This window comes from Pseudomonas sp. PVC-3-1 (assembly GCF_057444315.1).
The window spans coordinates 4,793,785-4,810,912 of the sequence record NZ_CM172023.1 but is presented as its reverse complement, the minus strand read 5'-3'; the positions used below and the strand labels follow the sequence as shown (position 1 = coordinate 4,810,912).

General features: G+C 63.0%; 13 protein-coding genes. 9 read left to right on the top strand and 4 right to left on the bottom strand.

Annotation, left to right across the window (positions count from 1 at the left end; translation table 11 throughout):
• Positions 1-502 precede the first annotated feature (502 nt).
• Positions 503-1,003, top strand: a complete 501-nt coding sequence (locus AC2T4A_RS22135) for a VOC family protein (RefSeq protein WP_478379075.1) — start codon at positions 503-505, stop codon at positions 1,001-1,003.
• A gap of 1,019 nt (positions 1,004-2,022) precedes the next feature.
• Here AC2T4A_RS22135 and AC2T4A_RS22130 read toward each other — a convergent pair.
• Positions 2,023-3,297 carry an O-antigen ligase family protein gene (locus AC2T4A_RS22130; protein WP_486741798.1) on the bottom strand — a complete coding sequence of 425 codons (1,275 nt, stop codon included), beginning with the start codon at positions 3,295-3,297 and terminating at the stop codon, positions 2,023-2,025.
• 679 nt (positions 3,298-3,976) lie between these two features.
• On the opposite strand from AC2T4A_RS22130, the gene AC2T4A_RS22125 reads away from it, so the two are divergent.
• The 8 genes from AC2T4A_RS22125 (at position 3,977) to AC2T4A_RS22090 (ending at position 15,424) form a co-directional block, all read left to right on the top strand.
• Positions 3,977-4,222 (top strand): VOC family protein, encoded by a 246-nt coding sequence (locus AC2T4A_RS22125; protein WP_478379073.1) that lies wholly within the window; start codon positions 3,977-3,979, stop codon positions 4,220-4,222.
• A 56-nt stretch (positions 4,223-4,278) separates the two neighbouring features.
• Positions 4,279-4,911: a LysE family translocator gene (locus AC2T4A_RS22120; RefSeq protein WP_416747142.1), complete on the top strand. Its 633-nt coding sequence runs from the start codon at positions 4,279-4,281 to the stop codon at positions 4,909-4,911.
• Positions 4,912-5,058: 147 nt separating this feature from the next.
• Positions 5,059-5,343, top strand: a complete 285-nt coding sequence (locus AC2T4A_RS22115; protein WP_416747144.1) for a hypothetical protein — start codon at positions 5,059-5,061, stop codon at positions 5,341-5,343.
• Between the two features lie 330 nt (positions 5,344-5,673).
• Positions 5,674-6,174 (top strand): thiol peroxidase, encoded by a 501-nt coding sequence (tpx, locus tag AC2T4A_RS22110; protein ID WP_024762304.1) that lies wholly within the window; start codon positions 5,674-5,676, stop codon positions 6,172-6,174.
• Between the two features lie 232 nt (positions 6,175-6,406).
• On the top strand, positions 6,407-7,705 hold the full coding sequence (locus AC2T4A_RS22105; RefSeq protein ID WP_486741797.1) for an MdtA/MuxA family multidrug efflux RND transporter periplasmic adaptor subunit: 1,299 nt from the start codon (positions 6,407-6,409) through the stop codon (positions 7,703-7,705).
• Positions 7,702-10,824, top strand: a complete 3,123-nt coding sequence (locus AC2T4A_RS22100) for an MdtB/MuxB family multidrug efflux RND transporter permease subunit (RefSeq protein WP_486741796.1) — start codon at positions 7,702-7,704, stop codon at positions 10,822-10,824. The genes AC2T4A_RS22105 and AC2T4A_RS22100 overlap by 4 nt, the downstream gene beginning before the upstream one ends.
• The gene (locus AC2T4A_RS22095; RefSeq protein ID WP_416747150.1) at positions 10,824-13,940 is read left to right on the top strand and encodes a multidrug efflux RND transporter permease subunit; all 3,117 of its coding nucleotides are present in this window, start codon (positions 10,824-10,826) and stop codon (positions 13,938-13,940) included. Before AC2T4A_RS22100 ends, AC2T4A_RS22095 begins: the two co-directional genes overlap by 1 nt.
• A 26-nt stretch (positions 13,941-13,966) precedes the next feature.
• Positions 13,967-15,424, top strand: coding sequence for an efflux transporter outer membrane subunit (locus AC2T4A_RS22090; protein WP_416747334.1), 1,458 nt, complete (start codon positions 13,967-13,969; stop codon positions 15,422-15,424).
• A 6-nt stretch (positions 15,425-15,430) separates the two neighbouring features.
• On the opposite strand, the gene AC2T4A_RS22085 is transcribed toward AC2T4A_RS22090, so the two are convergent.
• The 3 genes from AC2T4A_RS22085 to AC2T4A_RS22075 form a co-directional block, all read right to left on the bottom strand.
• A complete protein-coding gene (locus AC2T4A_RS22085; protein ID WP_416747152.1) occupies positions 15,431-15,724 on the bottom strand; it encodes a hypothetical protein in 294 nt (97 codons plus the stop codon).
• A gap of 31 nt (positions 15,725-15,755) precedes the next feature.
• Entirely contained in the window at positions 15,756-16,349 is a 594-nt protein-coding gene (locus AC2T4A_RS22080; RefSeq protein WP_486741795.1) for a C40 family peptidase, read from the bottom strand.
• 112 nt (positions 16,350-16,461) lie between these two features.
• Positions 16,462-16,890 carry a C40 family peptidase gene (locus AC2T4A_RS22075; RefSeq protein ID WP_486743712.1) on the bottom strand — a complete coding sequence of 143 codons (429 nt, stop codon included), beginning with the start codon at positions 16,888-16,890 and terminating at the stop codon, positions 16,462-16,464.
• Between the last annotated feature and the right edge of the window lie 238 nt (positions 16,891-17,128).

Genomic DNA, 17,128 nt, shown 5'->3' with positions numbered 1-17,128 from the left:
GCGCGCTTTGGCAGTACCGCTGCTCGCCGGCTGACTGTGAGTCCACCTCTTGCGCCGATCAGTTCCCTAACCTTCTCCCTGAAGGAAGAGGAGACTGTCTGGCGCGCTTTGGCAGTACCGCTGCTCGCCGGCTGACTGTGAGTCCACCTCTTGCGCCGATCAGCTCCCCAACCCTCTCCCTGAAGGGAGAGGGGACCGTCTGGCGCGCTCTGGCAGCACCGCACTCGCCGGCTGACTGTTGAGTCCACCTCTATGCGCAGAGCACTCCCTCTCCCTTCAGGGAGAGGGCGGGGGAGAGGGGCGCGAGCACAGCGCAGGACTTCACAGGAGGCAAAACGTCGAATTGCTGGCGGCGACTAATCTGATTCCGCGCTCCGCATGCCGCTCGACCGGTCGTCCGGTGAGGCGCGAAAGTCCGCCTAGACTTGTCGATTCCGTCGTCGCCCAGGCGACCAAGCTGCATGCCGGTCAAGCCGACCGCGCGAGAATCAGGAGATTCACCATGTCCAGCCTGCAACGCGTCACTCCCTGCCTGTGGTTCGACGGCAAGGCCGAGGAAGCGGCCGAGTTCTACACCGGGATATTCCCCAACTCACGGATCGTGCAGACCGCCTATTACCCCGAGGCCGAGAAGGATCGCCATGGCGGCGTGCCCGGCTCGGTGCTGACGGTGGAGTTCGTGCTGGACGGCCAGACCTTCATTGCCCTCAACGGCGGCCCGGCGTTCAACTTCACCGAGGCGCTGTCGCTGCAAGTGATGTGCGACAGCCAGAAGGAGATCGACCACTTCTGGGACAAGCTGGGCGCTGGCGGGCCGGTGGAGGCACAGATCTGCGGCTGGCTGAAGGATCGCTACGGGGTGTCCTGGCAGATCTGCCCGCGGCATGTCGGCGACATGGTCGCCGACCCGGACAAGGCCAAGGCCAGCCGCACGCTGCAGGCGGTAATGGGTATGAAGAAGCTGGACATGGCCGCCATCGAGCGCGCCCACGCCGGCAACTGAGGTCGGAAGCCGAGACCGGCAGTGTACGAAGCTGTTCGCGAGGTGCGGCCAGGCGTTAGAGCGCTTTGCAGCTTCATTGCGAAGTCAAAGCACCTCTTTCTCGACCGAGCAACCAGGCGATGCCCACTGCGAGTCCGCTGCCGACTGCCAGCGTCAACAATGGATCAAGTTGCAGGGACATAGACATCAGCGGTCGACACAGCTTCACGAACACACCGTGTAGAGGAACACGGTGAGGCTATTCGCCCCCATGACATTCAGCAGATCAGCAGATCAGCAGATCTAGGAAACCGTGCCATGAACACCCATTAAACCAAGGCCGCTGCGCTCAGCAACAGTATGCGGATAGCTGTACCGGGCAGTGGGCCGATCCCCAAGCTCAAAAGCTCGAGCCGCCTTTGAGCCACTCGACATCAATGTCAATCAAGTAAAGGGTGGCAGTGACGCCGATTGCAATTACAGAAAGCACCAGCTTCGGCGATAGCTTGATTGGCAGCCTTGCCAGCAACTGCCACCCATACAGATTCTCTGCAATGAAGAAAGGGAGAAAAACGAGCGTACGGCTAGAATTAAGGATGTACCCGTCCCAAGGCATAAGGCCTACCACTGCGGCTATCGCGATTGAAACGGGGAACGCCCCCTTCAGTCTGCAAAGCACAGGCAAAGCTGCCGGCCACTACATCATCCAACAGGGCTGCGCATCCCCACCGGGTACTGCCCCTTCACGACAGGCACAACGTAGAACGTCTGGAATATCAACAGTAGGATGAACAAGTTGCCAAGGCGAGTGCCGAGGCGATCTTGCTTTGCGGTCACTCCAGCGAGAAGAATGAACGCCGGCATAGTGAACACGTGAATAAGGATCAAGAGCGCACGAAGCGTCTCATCTCCCAGTCTTGGGCTGACTCCAGTAGATACTCTAGACTCGCCAGTATTATTAGGGCGCCCTTGGCTTTATCTGGTCGAGTATCACGAACGTTGACTGCATTGAAATTGCTGCTAGGCGTAATTCTATATCCTCATCCCGTAAGATACGAATTTGCTAGACTGTTTTTTTCGGCAGGGCGCGACTTCTTGAGTTTTAGGCAATACAGTGAAAATAGCATCCAGGTAAAGAAGTGTGCCTGGTTGTGATTGGTTAATCCAAATATAAGAACGTGAATCAGTAAAACAAATCTTATCATTTTAAGGAAGCAGAAATCCTCTGGCTGGAAGTGCAAAGTATTCCTAGGGGAATTTTTGCTGAGATATGTAAAGGCAACGAAAATGACTAGCAACAGTGAAGTGCCAATGAGGCCTAGTCCGTAAATAATCTGAAGCGGAAGGTTATGCAGAGAGTATGCCTTGGGCGACTCGAAGCCTACTCCGAAGAATAAATGATCCAGCAAATCATCAATCGCCGCATTCCAATCCTCAAGCCGAACGTTGGAGCTGCCGGTCTGATTCGCTGCTGATTCATAGCCTCTATTTATTACATCCAAAACATCAAACGAAAACACATTGAGCGTCATTACAACAAGAGGAGCCAGCGCAATCGGCAAGACACTCAATATCAAGCGCCTGCCAACACTGGGAGCAAAAAGCGCGGAATACGCGTAACTTAACAGTAACGTTATATATGCTGCGCGCGTTGATGTAAGGAAAATCCCCGTCATGAAGATGGTTGATAATATTAAATAGAAGAAGCTGCCATCTTTTTGCTGAGACCTAAGGAGCGCATAAATGGCATAAAATGAACAAATTATTCCGAACTCATTTGGGTAAGTTCCCGGGCTGAACCGAGAGTATCCGTAGGCAGTCTGTTCAAGAGTCGTAAATCGATTATAGATGTCAGTTGGTACCCGTCCTGATACATAGCCAAGATAAAGAGCCAGTCCAAGGAAGAAAACACAACAAAACCCTTTAAATGAGTCTGAGATTAGAGTGTTTAGAATATCAGGCCTTCGGCTGGGGATGACGAGTCTGGAGATATTATAGAAGCCTAGCATCAAGTTGCAGATAACCAGGGTTCTTACAACTGGATTTAAATATAATGGAATTTCACTTGAAATTGCTAGCATTGACAGCGAAGAGCTAAGAAAAAGCATCGTGGCGATAATTGCTAGAATTGCATGCTGAGAAATATCGCGCTTCGCCATTCGATGCAGACACATCAAGTTGATAGCTGCTGTCGTGAAATAAAAGGTTCGCAACGAGCCAATGCCAGAGATGGGGGTGAAGAATATGCCAGTCGGCCCCAGGAAAAAGGTGGTGCGTAGCAGTGACTCCTTGATCGACGAGGCTCTCAATTTCACAATGGTACCCAGTTGATGAGTAAATCCCAGAAAAGCGCGACAAGCATAACGGCACCATACTTCGTGCTCTAAGAAACTGTGAATTTTGAGACCCGGAGCTCTGCAGGCACACCGGTCAAGCCTGAGAAATCAGCAGGAAAAATCCTAAGTATGCGAACGCAAGTTGGTCCGAACCCCGTATTGAACCCGATAGCCCCTGCACGCGGTTCTAAATGCGCCTGCGCTCGTTCACACCGCCGTTGATCACACGAGTAATCTGCACAAACCGATAACAATCGGCGAGTTCGTTGAAGCCATGAGCCACCACCAACAGGCAACTGAGCGGCGCGCCCACTTCGGTTCGGTCAACAATTGCGGCTGCTTGAGCGGCGACGCGGTCAGGATCATCGCAACAGCGGCGTAGTTTGCTCGCCTGTTGATCCGCAGGAGTTCCCGCCCATGGAGCGCCAGCCGTCCCCAGACAATACTGAACCGTGACTATTGCCATCTGCATAAGCCAGGTTTGCGATTCGCTCCGACTGGTAGGCGATATCCCGCGCCAAAGCGTCCGGCAAAAAACATCCCCAGCACGGAAGCATCGAGGCCAGACTGCGGCTGGCAGCTGTGCGCCGTAGCTCATGTTTTCCAGGCGCATCGCCATGCGCCGGAGCGGGCGATCTTTGCCCATCCGGATAGCGACGTGGTGTTCTGCGTCTACGAGCCCATCGACGGTGAACCGGCCAGCGTCGGCAACGGCAGCCTGGTTGCCTTCGAGGCGCGTACGCGGCATCAGGTGGACAGCTTCCATGCCCGCGCCCTGCAACTGGGTGGCGTCGAAGAGGGCGCGCCGGGCCTGCGCCTGAACTACTCGCCCAGCTACTACGGCGCCTATGTGCGCGACCTGGATGGCAACAAGCTGTGCTGCGTCTGTCATCTGGAAGAGTGAGACGCGCGCTAGGGCGCTACACTGCGCCTTCGCCCTTGTTTCAACGAGAACGCCCCATGACTGCCAGCACCTTCGCACCGCTGCTATCCGTGGCCCTGCTGTGGACTGTGGCGGTGATTACGCCCGGCCCGAACTTCTTCACCACCGCGCGCATCGCCGCCGTGCATTCGCGCCGCCATGGCTTGATCGCCGCGCTGGGTGTGGCCAGTGGCACGGTCATCTGGGGCCTGGCTGGCGGTCTCGGCATCAAGTCGTTGTTCAATGCCGCGCCCTCGCTGTACCTGCTGTTGAAGCTGGCCGGTGGCGCCTACCTGATCTACCTCGGCATCAAACTGATCAAGCGCAAGGCGCCAGCGGACGGTGGCGAAAGCCTTGCCGAGGTGGCGCGACAGCGCAGTGCCTTTTCCGCCTTCCGTCTCGGCCTGCTGGGCAATCTCACCAACCCCAAGACGGCACTCTTCGTTGCCACCCTGTTCGCCACCGCCATGCCCGCCTCGCCCTCGGCACCCCTGCTGGCCATGGCTATCGCGCTGATGGTGACGCTCTCGTTCAGCTGGTACTGCTGTGTGGTGCTGGTGTTCGCCAGCGAGCGCATGGCCGGGGTCTACCGGCGGTTCCGCCAGGCGCTGGATCGCTTCGCCGGCTGCTGCTACCTGCTATTCGGCGCGCGGATGGTGGCGACACACTGACGCTCGTCCACGTCAGAAAATTCGAACCTGCCAGCGCAGCGGCTCGTCCAAGTCCCTGAGCGTCGCAGTCAACCGGCACGCACCGATTGCCCGTCTGCGGCACCGCCAAGCGGCGAGGGTGCGCTCGCCGGACAGGGAGAATCTGCGATGGTCACTCACTACAAGGTCAAAGGTCATCTGGCCTGCGGGCACGCGGGCAAGCACCTGGAGTCCACCAGCGAACTGAACCGGGTGAAATGCCGGAGCTGCCGCAACACCGAGGTCTACAAGGAGGCGCGCCGCGACGCGCGTAACGCTGCGCGCCGAGCTCAACGCAAGGCCCGCGCCGAGGCGGTACACAATGATTGGCGCAGCTTCTGGGAAAAGCGCCTGGTTGCCATGCCGGGCAGCCAGCGCCTGCCGCGTGGGTTCCACGACCAGCCGTTTGTCTGAGCCGGGCGTGAGGGAGGCAGAGGGTAGGGCGGTCGGGGCAACTATCATCCCCTGGGATGTCGGTGCCAGTGCCTTCCCTCATCCCAGCCCTTTCCCTGCGGATAGGGGCAGATCGTGCCGGCTGATGCTTGGATGTCTGCCTGCATCGCACGGCCCCCTCTCCCGCTTGCGGGAGAGGGCTGGGGTGAGGGGCACTTGATCTGGGCGGAACGGATGCATGCCCGAGTAAACCACTCGGGAAAGTCGTGCTAGCATCTGCTCCGGCCCCGAATCCTCCTGCGGCGCTGGCAACCCGCCAGCGCCGCCATCCCTCACAGAAGGACCCAAGCAATGGCTCAAGTCACCCTCAAGGGCAACCCGGTTTCCGTCGACGGCAAGCTGCCGCAGAAAGGCGAGCAGGCTCCGGCCCTGTCGCTGGTCGCCGGCAACCTGTCCGACGTCACCCTGGAAACCTACGCTGGCAAGCGCAAGGTGCTGAACATCTTCCCCAGCGTCGACACCCCGACCTGCGCCACCTCCGTGCGCAAGTTCAACGCCGAGGCGAGCAAGCTGGCCAACACCGTGGTGCTGTGCATCTCCGCTGACCTGCCGTTCGCCCAGGCGCGCTTCTGCGGCGCCGAAGGCCTGGAGAACGTGGTGAACCTGTCCACCCTGCGTGGCCGCGAGTTCCTCGCCAACTACGGCGTAGCCATTGCCGACGGCCCGCTGGCCGGTCTGGCCGCCCGCGCTGTCGTGGTGCTGGACGAGCAGAACAAGGTGCTGCACAGCGAGCTGGTCGGTGAAATCGCCGACGAGCCGAACTACGCTGCCGCCATCGCCGCCCTGGCCTGATGACGCTGCTGCTTTCGTGAGAAAGCCGGGCCGACCCGCCAGGGTCGGTCCGCCAGGTCGGGAACCCTTCCGGCCATTCCGGGTCGCAATGCCCCGGCAATTCGTAACTCCCGGTAAATCAAAGGTAAATAGCGGGTAAAGAGACTTTGCCTGCGGCCTGGCTGTGCTTATCGTTCAGCCTCGGTATTCTCACTTCTTTGCGCCAAGCCCCCTTTTCAAAAGACAGAGCCTCATGACAGCAAGCAACGGATCGCCCTCGAAACTTCGCACCCTGCGCCCCTGGCTCATCACCGCGCTGCTGTTCGCCGCCGTGGTGGGGCTGATCATGTGGCTGCACTCGACGTCTTCGGGAGCGCCGGCAGCCCAGGGTGGGCGTGGCGGGCGTCCGGGGCCGGGGCAGATGGCCGCGGGACAGGGCGGCACGGCGGTGACTGTCAGCGTCGCGCCGGTGACCAAGGGTGACCTGCCGGTGCATTACCACGCTCTCGGCACAGTGACGGCCTACAACACCGTCAACGTCCGCGCGCGAGTCAGCGGCCAACTGATCAAGGTGCCGTTCCAGGAAGGCCAGGAAGTGAAGGCCGGCGATGTCCTTGCGGTGATCGATCCGCGTCCGTTCCAGGCTGCGCTGGACCAGGCCCAGGGCACCTTGCTGCAGAACCAGGCGCAACTGAAGAACGCGCAGATCGACCTCGCCCGCTACAAGGGCCTGTATGCCGAAGACTCCATCGCCAAGCAGACGCTGGATACCCAGGAAGCTCAGGTTCGCCAGTACGAAGGCACCCTGAAGACCAACCAGGGCCAGGTCGCCGACGCCAAGCTCAACCTCGAATTCACCCAGGTGCGCGCACCCATCTCCGGCCGTGTCGGCCTGCGCCAGGTGGACGTGGGGAACCTGGTCACCTCTGGCGACACCACGCCGCTGGTGGTGATCACCCAGGTCAAGCCGATCTCCGTGGTGTTCAGTCTGCCGCAGCAGCAACTGGGCACCATCGCCCGCGAGCTGTACAGCAACAAGCCGGTGCCGGTCGAGGCGCTGGACCGCAACCAGAACCAGACCCTGGCCAACGGCGTGCTGAAGACCCTGGACAACCAGATCGACACCACCACCGGCACCGTCAAGCTCAAGGCCGGTTTCGAGAACGACGACCACAAGCTGTTCCCCAACCAGTTCGTCAACGTGCGCCTGCTCGCCGAGACCCTGCCGGGCGTGCTGACCATCCCGGCCAACGCCGTGCAGCGCGGCAACGACGGCACCTACGTCTACCTGGTCGGCGAGGAGAGCAAGGCCAAGCGCCAACTGGTCACCCTGGGCACCAGCGAGAGCGAACGCGTAGTGGTCACCGATGGGCTGAAGGAGGGCGACCGCGTCGTCGTCGAAGGCACCGATCGCCTGCGCGACGGCACCCGCATGAACATCGCCAGCTCCGATGAGAAAGCCCGCGCGGCCGCGACGGAAGAGGGCGACAAGTCCACCGCCAAGCCGTTCGGTTCGGACACTCCGGTCCAGGACAGCGGTAAGAGCGAATGAACCCGTCCCGCCTGTTCATCCTGCGGCCGGTCGCCACCACGCTCCTGATGGTGGCGATCCTGCTGTCGGGGATCATCGCCTACCGCTTCCTGCCGATCTCGGCGCTGCCGGAAGTGGACTACCCGACCATCCAGGTGGTGACCCTGTACCCCGGTGCGAGCCCGGACATCATGACCTCCTCGGTGACCGCGCCGCTGGAGAACCAGCTGGGGCAGATTCCCGGCCTGAACGAGATGTCCTCCACCAGCTCCGGCGGCGCCTCGGTGATCACCCTGCAGTTCAGTCTGCAGATCAACCTCGACGTGGCCGAACAGGAAGTCCAGGCGGCGATCAACACCGCGCAGAGCCTGCTGCCCAAGGACCTGCCGAACCAGCCGGTATACAGCAAGGTGAACCCGGCGGACGCACCGATCCTGACGTTGGCGGTAATGTCCCCGGACATGCCGCTGCCGCAGATCCAGGATCTGGTGGACACGCGCCTCGCACAGAAGATTTCGCAGATTTCCGGCGTCGGCCTGGTCAGCATCAGCGGCGGCCAGCGCCCTGCCGTGCGTATCCGCGCCAACCCCGGCGCCCTGGCCGCAGCCGGGTTGAGCCTGCAGGACCTGCAGACCACCGTCACCAACAACAACCTCAATGGCCCCAAGGGCAGCTTCGACGGCCCGACCCGCTCCTCGACCCTGGACGCCAATGACCAGCTGAAGTCCGCCGACGCCTACCGCGACCTGATCATCGCCTACAAGAACGGCTCGCCCCTGCGCGTACGGGACGTGGCGAGCGTGGAGGACGACGCCGAGAACGTGCGGCTGGCCGCCTGGGCCAACACCTCGCCGGCCGTGGTGCTGAACATCCAGCGACAACCGGGCGCCAACGTCATCGAGGTGGTGGACAGCATCAAGAAGATGCTCCCGCAGTTGCAGGCGACCCTGCCGGGCAGTCTCGAAGTGACGGTGCTCACCGACCGCACCACGACCATCCGCGCCTCGGTGGCGGACGTGCAGTTCGAGCTGTTCCTCGCCGTCTGCCTGGTGGTGATGGTCACCTTCCTGTTCCTGCGCAATATCTCCGCCACGCTGATCCCCAGCTTCGCCGTGCCGCTATCGCTGATCGGCACCTTCGGCGTGATGTACCTGGCCGGGTTCTCGATCAACAACCTGACGCTGATGGCGCTGACCATCGCCACCGGCTTCGTGGTGGACGACGCCATCGTCATGGTGGAGAACATCGCGCGCTACCTGGAGAAGGGTGATCCGCCGCTGGAGGCCGCGCTCAAGGGGTCTAAACAGATTGGCTTCACCATCATCTCGCTGACCTTCTCGCTGATCGCCGTGCTGATCCCGCTGCTGTTCATGGGCGACGTCGCGGGGCGGTTGTTCCGCGAATTCGCCATCACCCTGGCGGTGGCGATCCTGATTTCCGGCTTCGTTTCCCTGACCCTGACACCGATGCTCAGCGCCAAGCTGCTGCGCCATGTCGAGCCGGAGAAGGAAGGGCGCTTCGCCCGCGCCGCCGGGCGCTTCATCGACAACATGATCGAGCGCTACGCCGCTGCCCTGCGCGTGGTCCTGCGTCACCAGCCGCTGACCCTGCTGGTGGCCATCGGTACCGTGGTGCTCACCGCGCTGCTGTACATCTTCATGCCCAAGGGCTTCTTCCCGGTGCAGGACACCGGGGTGATCCAGGGCATCGCCGAGGCGCCGCAGTCGATTTCCTTCCAGGCCATGGCGAGCCGCCAGCAGGACCTGGCGAAGATCGTGCTGCAGGACCCGGCGGTGGAAAGCCTGTCCTCGTTCATTGGCGTCGATGGCACCAACGCGACGCTCAACACCGGGCGCCTGCTGATCAACCTCAAGCCCCACGCAGACCGCGACGTCACCGCCAGCGAGGTGATCCATCGCCTGCAGCCGGAGTTGGACCAGATCGCCGGCATCAAGCTGTACATGCAGCCGGTGCAGGACCTGACCATCGAAGACCGCATCGCCCGCACCCAATACCAGTTCACCCTGCAGGATGCCGACCCGGACGTCCTCGCCGACTGGGTCCCGCGCCTGGTGGACCGCCTGCAGCAATTGCCGGAGCTGGCCGATGTAGCCACCGACTGGCAGGACAAGGGGCTGCAGGCTTACATCAACATCGACCGTGACACCGCTTCGCGCCTGGGCGTGAGCCTGTCGAACATCGACAGCGTGCTGTACAACGCCTTCGGCCAGCGGCTGATTTCCACCATCTTCACCCAGGCCACGCAGTACCGCGTGGTGCTGGAAGTGGCGCCGGAATTCCAGATCGGCCCGCAGTCGCTGGAAAACCTCTACGTGCCGGCCAGCGACGGCACCCAGGTGCGCCTGTCGAGCCTGGCCAGGGTGGAGGAGCGCCACACCCTGCTGGCGGTCAACCACATCGCCCAGTTCCCGGCCGCGACCATCTCCTTCAACCTGGCCAAGGGCGTTGCCCTGGGCGAGGCGGTGCAGGCGATCCGCGACGTCGAGGCGCAGATGGAAATGCCCGTCAGCCTGCAGGGCAGCTTCCGCGGTGCGGCGCAGGCATTCGAGGCCTCGCTGTCCAACACCCTGCTGCTGGTGCTGGCATCCATCGTCACCATGTACATCGTGCTCGGCATCCTCTACGAGAGCTTCATCCACCCGGTGACCATCCTCTCGACGCTGCCCTCGGCGGGCGTGGGCGCGCTGCTCGCGCTGATGCTCTCGGGGCAGGACATCGGCATCGTGGCGATCATCGGCATCATCCTGCTGATCGGCATCGTGAAGAAGAACGCGATCATGATGATCGACTTCGCCCTGGACGCCGAACGCAACGAGGGCAAGCCGCCCCATGAGGCGATCTACCAGGCGTGCCTGCTGCGCTTCCGGCCGATCCTGATGACCACCATGGCCGCGCTGCTCGGCGCGCTGCCACTGATGCTCGCCGGCGGCGCCGGCGCCGAGCTGCGCCAGCCGCTGGGCGTCACCATGGTCGGCGGCCTGCTGGTCAGCCAGTTGCTCACCCTGTTCACCACGCCGGTGATCTACCTGTACTTCGACCGCCTCGCCACGCGCTGGGCCAACTGGCGGCAGCGTCACGGCCTGGACGTGAACAGCATTGACCCGGCGGAGCGCGGCTGATGGGCGGCTTGTCTCGCCTGTTCATCCTGCGCCCGGTCGCCACCTGCCTGCTGACCCTGGCGCTGATGCTGGCCGGTGCGCTGTCGTTCAGCCTGCTGCCGGTGGCGCCTCTGCCCAACGTCGATTTCCCGACCATCCTGGTACAGGCCTCGCTGCCTGGCGCCAGCCCGGAGACCATGGCGTCCACGGTGGCGACGCCGCTGGAGCGCTCGCTCGGGCGCATCGCCGGGGTCACCGACATGACCTCCAGCAGCTCCCTGGGCAACACCACCATCATCGTGCAGTTCGACCTCTCCAAGGACATCGACGGCGCCGCCCGCGAGGTGCAGTCGGCGATCAACGCGGCGATGAGTCTGCTGCCCACCGGCATGCCGAACAACCCGACGTATCGCAAGGCGAATCCGTCGGACATGCCGATCATGATCCTCACGCTCACCTCGGACACCTACACCCGCGGCGAGATGTACGACCTGGCCTCGACCATCGTCTCGCCCAAGCTGGCGCAGGTGAAGGGAGTGGGACAGGTAAGCATCGGCGGATCCTCGCTGCCAGCAGTGCGCGTCGACGTGAACCCCGACCAGCTCAGCCACTACGGCATCTCCCTGGATACCGTGCGCACCGCCATCAACAACACCAATGCCGATGGGCCCAAGGGTTCGCTGGAGTTCGGTGAGCGCCATTGGCAAGTGGACTCCAACGACCAACTGCGCAAGGCCAGCGAGTACGCCCCGCTGATCGTCCACTACAACGCCGAGACCGGCGCGGCGGTGCGCCTGAAGGACGTCGCCACAGTCACCGACTCGGTGGAAGACGTGCGCAACGCCGGCTTCTCCGACGACCTGCCGGCGGTGCTGCTGATCATCACCCGCCAGCCCGGCGCCAACATCATCGAAGCCACCGACGCCATCCACGAGCAGTTGCCGATCATCCAGGACGTGCTCGGCCCGCAGGTGAAACTATCGGTGATGGACGACCGCAGCCCGTCGATCCGCTCCTCGCTGGAAGAGGCCGAGCTGACCCTGATCATCTCCGTGGTGCTGGTGATCCTGGTGGTCTACCTGTTCCTGCGCAACGGCCGCGCCACGCTGATCCCCAGCCTCGCGGTGCCGGTTTCGCTGGTGGGCACCTTCGCGGTCATGTACCTGTGCGGCTTCTCGCTGAACAACCTGTCACTGATGGCGCTGATCATCGCCACCGGCTTCGTGGTGGACGACGCCATCGTCGTGGTGGAGAACATCGCCCGGCGCATCGAGGAGGGCGATCCGCCGATCCAGGCCGCCATTCGCGGGGCTAGAGAGGTGAGTTTCACCGTGCTGTCGATGACCCTGTCGCTGGTAGCGGTATTCATCCCGCTGCTGCTCATGGGCGGCATCACCGGACGGCTGTTCCGTGAATTCTCGGTAACCCTGGCGGCGGCCATCCTGGTGTCGCTGGTGGTGTCGCTGACGCTGACACCGATGCTCTGCGCGCGCCTGCTCAAGCCCATGGAGCGGGGGCCGAAGAAAGCCTCGGTGGAGCGCCAGAGCAACCGCTACTTCGTCGCCTTCATGCAGCGTTACCGCGCCAGCCTGAGCTGGGCGCTGGAGCACTCGCGGCTGATGGTGGTGATCATGCTCGGTTGCATCGCGCTGAACCTGTACCTGTTCGTGGTGGTGCCCAAGGGCTTCCTGCCGCAGCAGGATTCCGGGCGCCTGCGCGGCTTCGCGGTGGCCGACCAGAGCATTTCGTTCCAGGCGCTGGACAAGAAGATGGCGCAGTTCCGCAAGATACTCTCCGAGGACCCGGGCGTGGAAAACGTGGTGGGCTTCGTCGGCGGCGGCAAGTGGCAGTCGAGCAACACCGGCTCCTTCTTCGTCACTCTGAAGGACATCACCGAGCGCGATTCCGCCGAAGCCATCGTCAACCGCCTGCGCAAGAAGCTGGCGGAAGTTCCCGGTGCCAACCTGTTCCTGGTCGCCGGCCAGGACGTGCGCATCGGCGGGCGCCAGGGTAATGCGCAGTACGACTTCACCCTGCGCAGTGACGACCTCAACCTGCTGCGCGAATGGGCGCCCAAGGTCGAGGCGGCGATGAACAAGGTGCCGCAGATCGTCGACGTGAACAGTGACGCCCAGGACAAGGGCGTGCAGAGCCGCCTGGTGATCGACCGCGACCGCGCGGCCAGCCTGGGTGTGAACGTCGCCGAGGTGGACGCGGTGCTGAACAACTCCTACGGCCAGCGCCAGGTCTCGACCATCTTCAACCCGCTGAACCAGTACCACGTGGTGATGGAAGTCGCCCAACCGTACCAGGAAACCCCCGAGGAGCTGCGCCAGGTCTACGTGATCAACAGCGAAGGCGAGCGCATCCCGCTGTCGGCCTTCACCCACATCGAGCCCAGCCGCGCACCACTGGAGGTCAACCACCAGGGCCAGTTTGCCGCGACCACCTTCTCCTTCAACCTGGCCCAGGGCGCGCAGATCGGCCCGGCGCGCGATGCGATCCTGGCGGCGGTGGAACCCATCCACCTGCCGATGGAAATCCAGGCCACCTTCGAAGGCAACGCCGGCGCAGTACAGGACACGCAGAACGACATGCCCTGGCTGATCCTGCTGGCGCTGGTGTCGGTCTACATCGTGCTGGGCATCCTCTACGAGAGTTACGTGCACCCGCTGACCATTCTCTCGACGCTGCCCTCGGCGGGCGTCGGTGCGCTGCTCACGCTGATGCTGTTCCGTACCGAGCTGTCGCTGATCGCGTTGATTGGCGTAATCCTGCTGATCGGCATCGTGAAGAAGAACGCCATCATGATGATCGACTTCGCCCTCGACGCCGAGCGTACCCTCGGCCTGTCGCCGCGCGACGCGATCCTCGAAGCAGCGATGAAGCGTTTCCGGCCGATCATGATGACCACCCTGGCCGCCATCCTCGGCGCGCTGCCGCTGATCTTTGGTATCGGTGGCGATGCCGCGCTGCGTCGCCCCCTAGGGATGACCATCGTCGGCGGCCTGATCGGCAGCCAGTTGCTGACCCTGTACACCACCCCTGTCGTCTACCTCTACCTCGACCGCCTGCGCCATTGGGTCAACAAGAAGCGCGGCGTGCGCACCGACGGCGCCCTGGAGACACCCGTATGATTCGCTCCCGTTCACTGCTTTCTCCAATGGCGGCCCTGGCGCTGGCCGTGGCCCTGGCCGGTTGCGCCATCGGCCCGGACTACCAGCGTCCCGAGCTGACGGTGCCCGCCAGCTTCAAGGAGGGCGAGGGCTGGCAACTGGCGAAGCCGCAGGACGGCTTCAACCACGGTGCCTGGTGGGAGCTGTATGGCGACGCCACGCTGAACGACCTGCAGACCCGCCTGGTTGCTGCCAACCAGACCCTGGCGCAGTCGGTTGCGTCCTACCGCCAGGCCCAGGCGCTGGCCAAGGGCGCGCGCTCCTCGTTCTTCCCCACCATCAGCGCCGACGTCGGCAAGACCCGCTCCGGGCAAGGCACCGGTAGCGGCGGCAGCGTGCGCCTGCCTGACGGCTCCACCGTCAGCAGTGGCGGCGGCAGCAGTTCGATCAGCAACAGCTATTCGGCGAGCCTCGGCGTGAGTTGGGAACTGGACCTGTGGGGCAAGCTGCGCCGCCAGCTGGAGGCCGATAACGCCAGCATGGACGCCAGTGCCGCGGATCTGGCCAACTCGCGTCTTTCCCTGCAGTCCCAGCTGACCCAGAACTACCTGCAGCTGCGGGTGATGGACCAGCAGATCAAGCTGCTCAACGACACGGTCACGGCCTACCAGCGCTCGCTCAAGCTCACCGAGAACCAGTACAACGCCGGCATCGTCACCAAGGCCGATGTCGCCCAGGCACGCACCCAGCTCAAGAGCACCGAGGCCCAGGCCATCGACCTGAAGTACCAGCGTGCGCAGCTTGAGCACGCCATCGCGGTGCTGGTCGGCGTCCCGCCGGCGCAGTTCTCCCTGGCTGTCGTGGACGGCGTGCCGAACCTGCCGGCAGTGCCGGCGCTGCTGCCGTCGGAGATGTTGCAGCGCCGCCCGGACGTGGCTTCCGCCGAGCGCCAGGTGATTTCCGCCAACGCCAAGATCGGCGTGGCCAAGGCCGCCTGGTTCCCCGACCTGACCCTCACCGCCGCCGGTGGCTATCGCAGCGGCAGCTTCCAGAACTGGATCGAGACACCCAACCGCTACTGGTCCATCGGCCCGCAATTCGCCATGACGCTGTTCGATGGCGGGCTGATCGCCTCCCAGGTGGAGCAGGCCGAGGCGAGCTACGACCAGACCGTGGCCAGTTACCGGCAGACCGTGCTGGACAGTTTCCGCGAAGTCGAGGACTACATGGTCCAGCTCAAGGTGCTGGAAGAGGAGAGCGGCGTGCAACAGGAAGCGCTGGATTCCGCCCGCGAGGCGCTGCGCCTGACCACCAACCAATACAAGGCCGGTACCATCGACTACAGCAACGTGGTCACCACCCAGACCAGCGCGCTGTCCAACGAGCGCACGTTGCTGACCCTGACGGGCAGTCGTCTGACTGCCAGCGTGCAACTGATCGCCGCGCTGGGCGGCGGTTGGGATGCGGCGAAGATCGCCGAGGAAGGGCAGGCGAAGCGGGACTGACGATGGTCAGTCCTCGATCAGGGCGCTCAGGGGAATCCGGAAACGGTACTCACCGTCCAGTGACTTGATGCCGCGAGGCTGCGCGGTGCTGACCAGCACGGCGCCGCCCTGACGCTCGAGCACTTCGCAGTCGATGCGCCCGATGGCGGGCAGGCGATCATCCTGGCTGTCGGTGCGCAGGCGCGCGCGCGGCTTGAGGAAGCGCCAGTCGCGCCCACCGACATCGATCAGGCGGCACTCGGCCCAACCGGGGAAGCACTCTTCCGTGTAGCGCACTATCTCGACCAGCAGGCTGGGCATTGTCAGGGGTCCGGTTACAGGGAGTAAGAGGTCAGCCGTTGAAACGGCGGGCGGTGGTGTAGCTGCGTTCCCAATAGTGGTCGTCCAGCGAGTCCATGCGGATGCGCTCGCCGGAGCTGGGGGCGTGAATGAACCGGTTGTTGCCGATGTACAGCCCGACATGGCTGACATTGCCGCGGCCGTTGTGGTTGAAGAACACCGCATCGCCCGGTTTGAGCTCGCCACGGCCAATGCGCTTGCTTTCGCCTTCGATCATCTCGGCTGTGGTGCGAGGCAGTTTCATGCCCGCCTCGGTGCGGAACAGGTAGACCAGCAGCCCGCTGCAATCGAAGCCATCGTCCACTGAAGTGCCGCCCCGTCGATAGGGAATGCCGATCAGTTGCCGGGCGCGGGCGACCACGCGGGTGCTGGCAATCGTCTGGGGCCTGTGCAGACCAGCCGGCGACGGCTGCTTCGATGTGTGGTGCGGGCGAACGTTGTTGTGATTGAAGGGCTTGGCGTGGGACGTGCGCGACAGGCTCGATGTGGTCTTGTGGAGCGGAGGGCTCTTGGACTCCCGCGCCTCAGCGACCGGGAGCGAAAGAGCAAGCAACAGGGCAGTGCTCAGCAAGGTGAGGGAACGCATATCGGGTACATCGTGTGACTAACTGGCTGAACGGGGCGCTATCTTAGAAACCTCCTCGTAAGCGGGAACGTGGCAAGAATCCGAATGCCTGTAGGTATTTTCTGATCGAAATTCAGCCGCTGAAGCGTCGGGCCGTCGTGTAGCGGCGTTGCCAATAGCTGTTGTCCAGGGAGTCGATGCGAATGGTCTTGCCGGTGCGCGGCGCGTGAATGAAGCGCCCGTCGCCTATGTACAGGCCGACATGGCTGGTCCTGCCGCGGCCGTCATGGTTGAAGAACACCGCATCACCGGGTTGCAGTTCGTCCTGGTCCACGGTGTTGCGTTTCTGCGCGACCATGGATGCCGTGGTGCGCGGCAGCTTGCGGTTGGCGATGGTGCCGTACAGGTAGACCAGCAGGCCGCTGCAGTCGAAGCCGGACTCTTCGCTTTGGCCGCCCCAGCGGTAGGGCGTGCCGATCAGTTGGTGGGCTCGCTCGACGATGCGCGAGGTGTCCACCGGGCTGAAATTCCTGCTGCCCTTCTCGTACCTCGAGGAGGTCATGAACATGGCGGATCGCGTACCCGTTTCGGCCCGGGATGATGTAGCAGGCCCGCCGCCTCGCAGATGGAGGCTTGCGTCGGGCTGCTGCCCTCGGTATGCCGGCTGGCCTGCAGGGGCGAAGGTCCGGTCGATGGGGGAGGCATCGAGACGACGCCAGCCAGGCGCCTCGAAATCATCGGCGAAGGCAAGCGGCGCTCCGAAGGTGCAGAGCAGATACAGAGGAAGCCAGCGGAGTGGG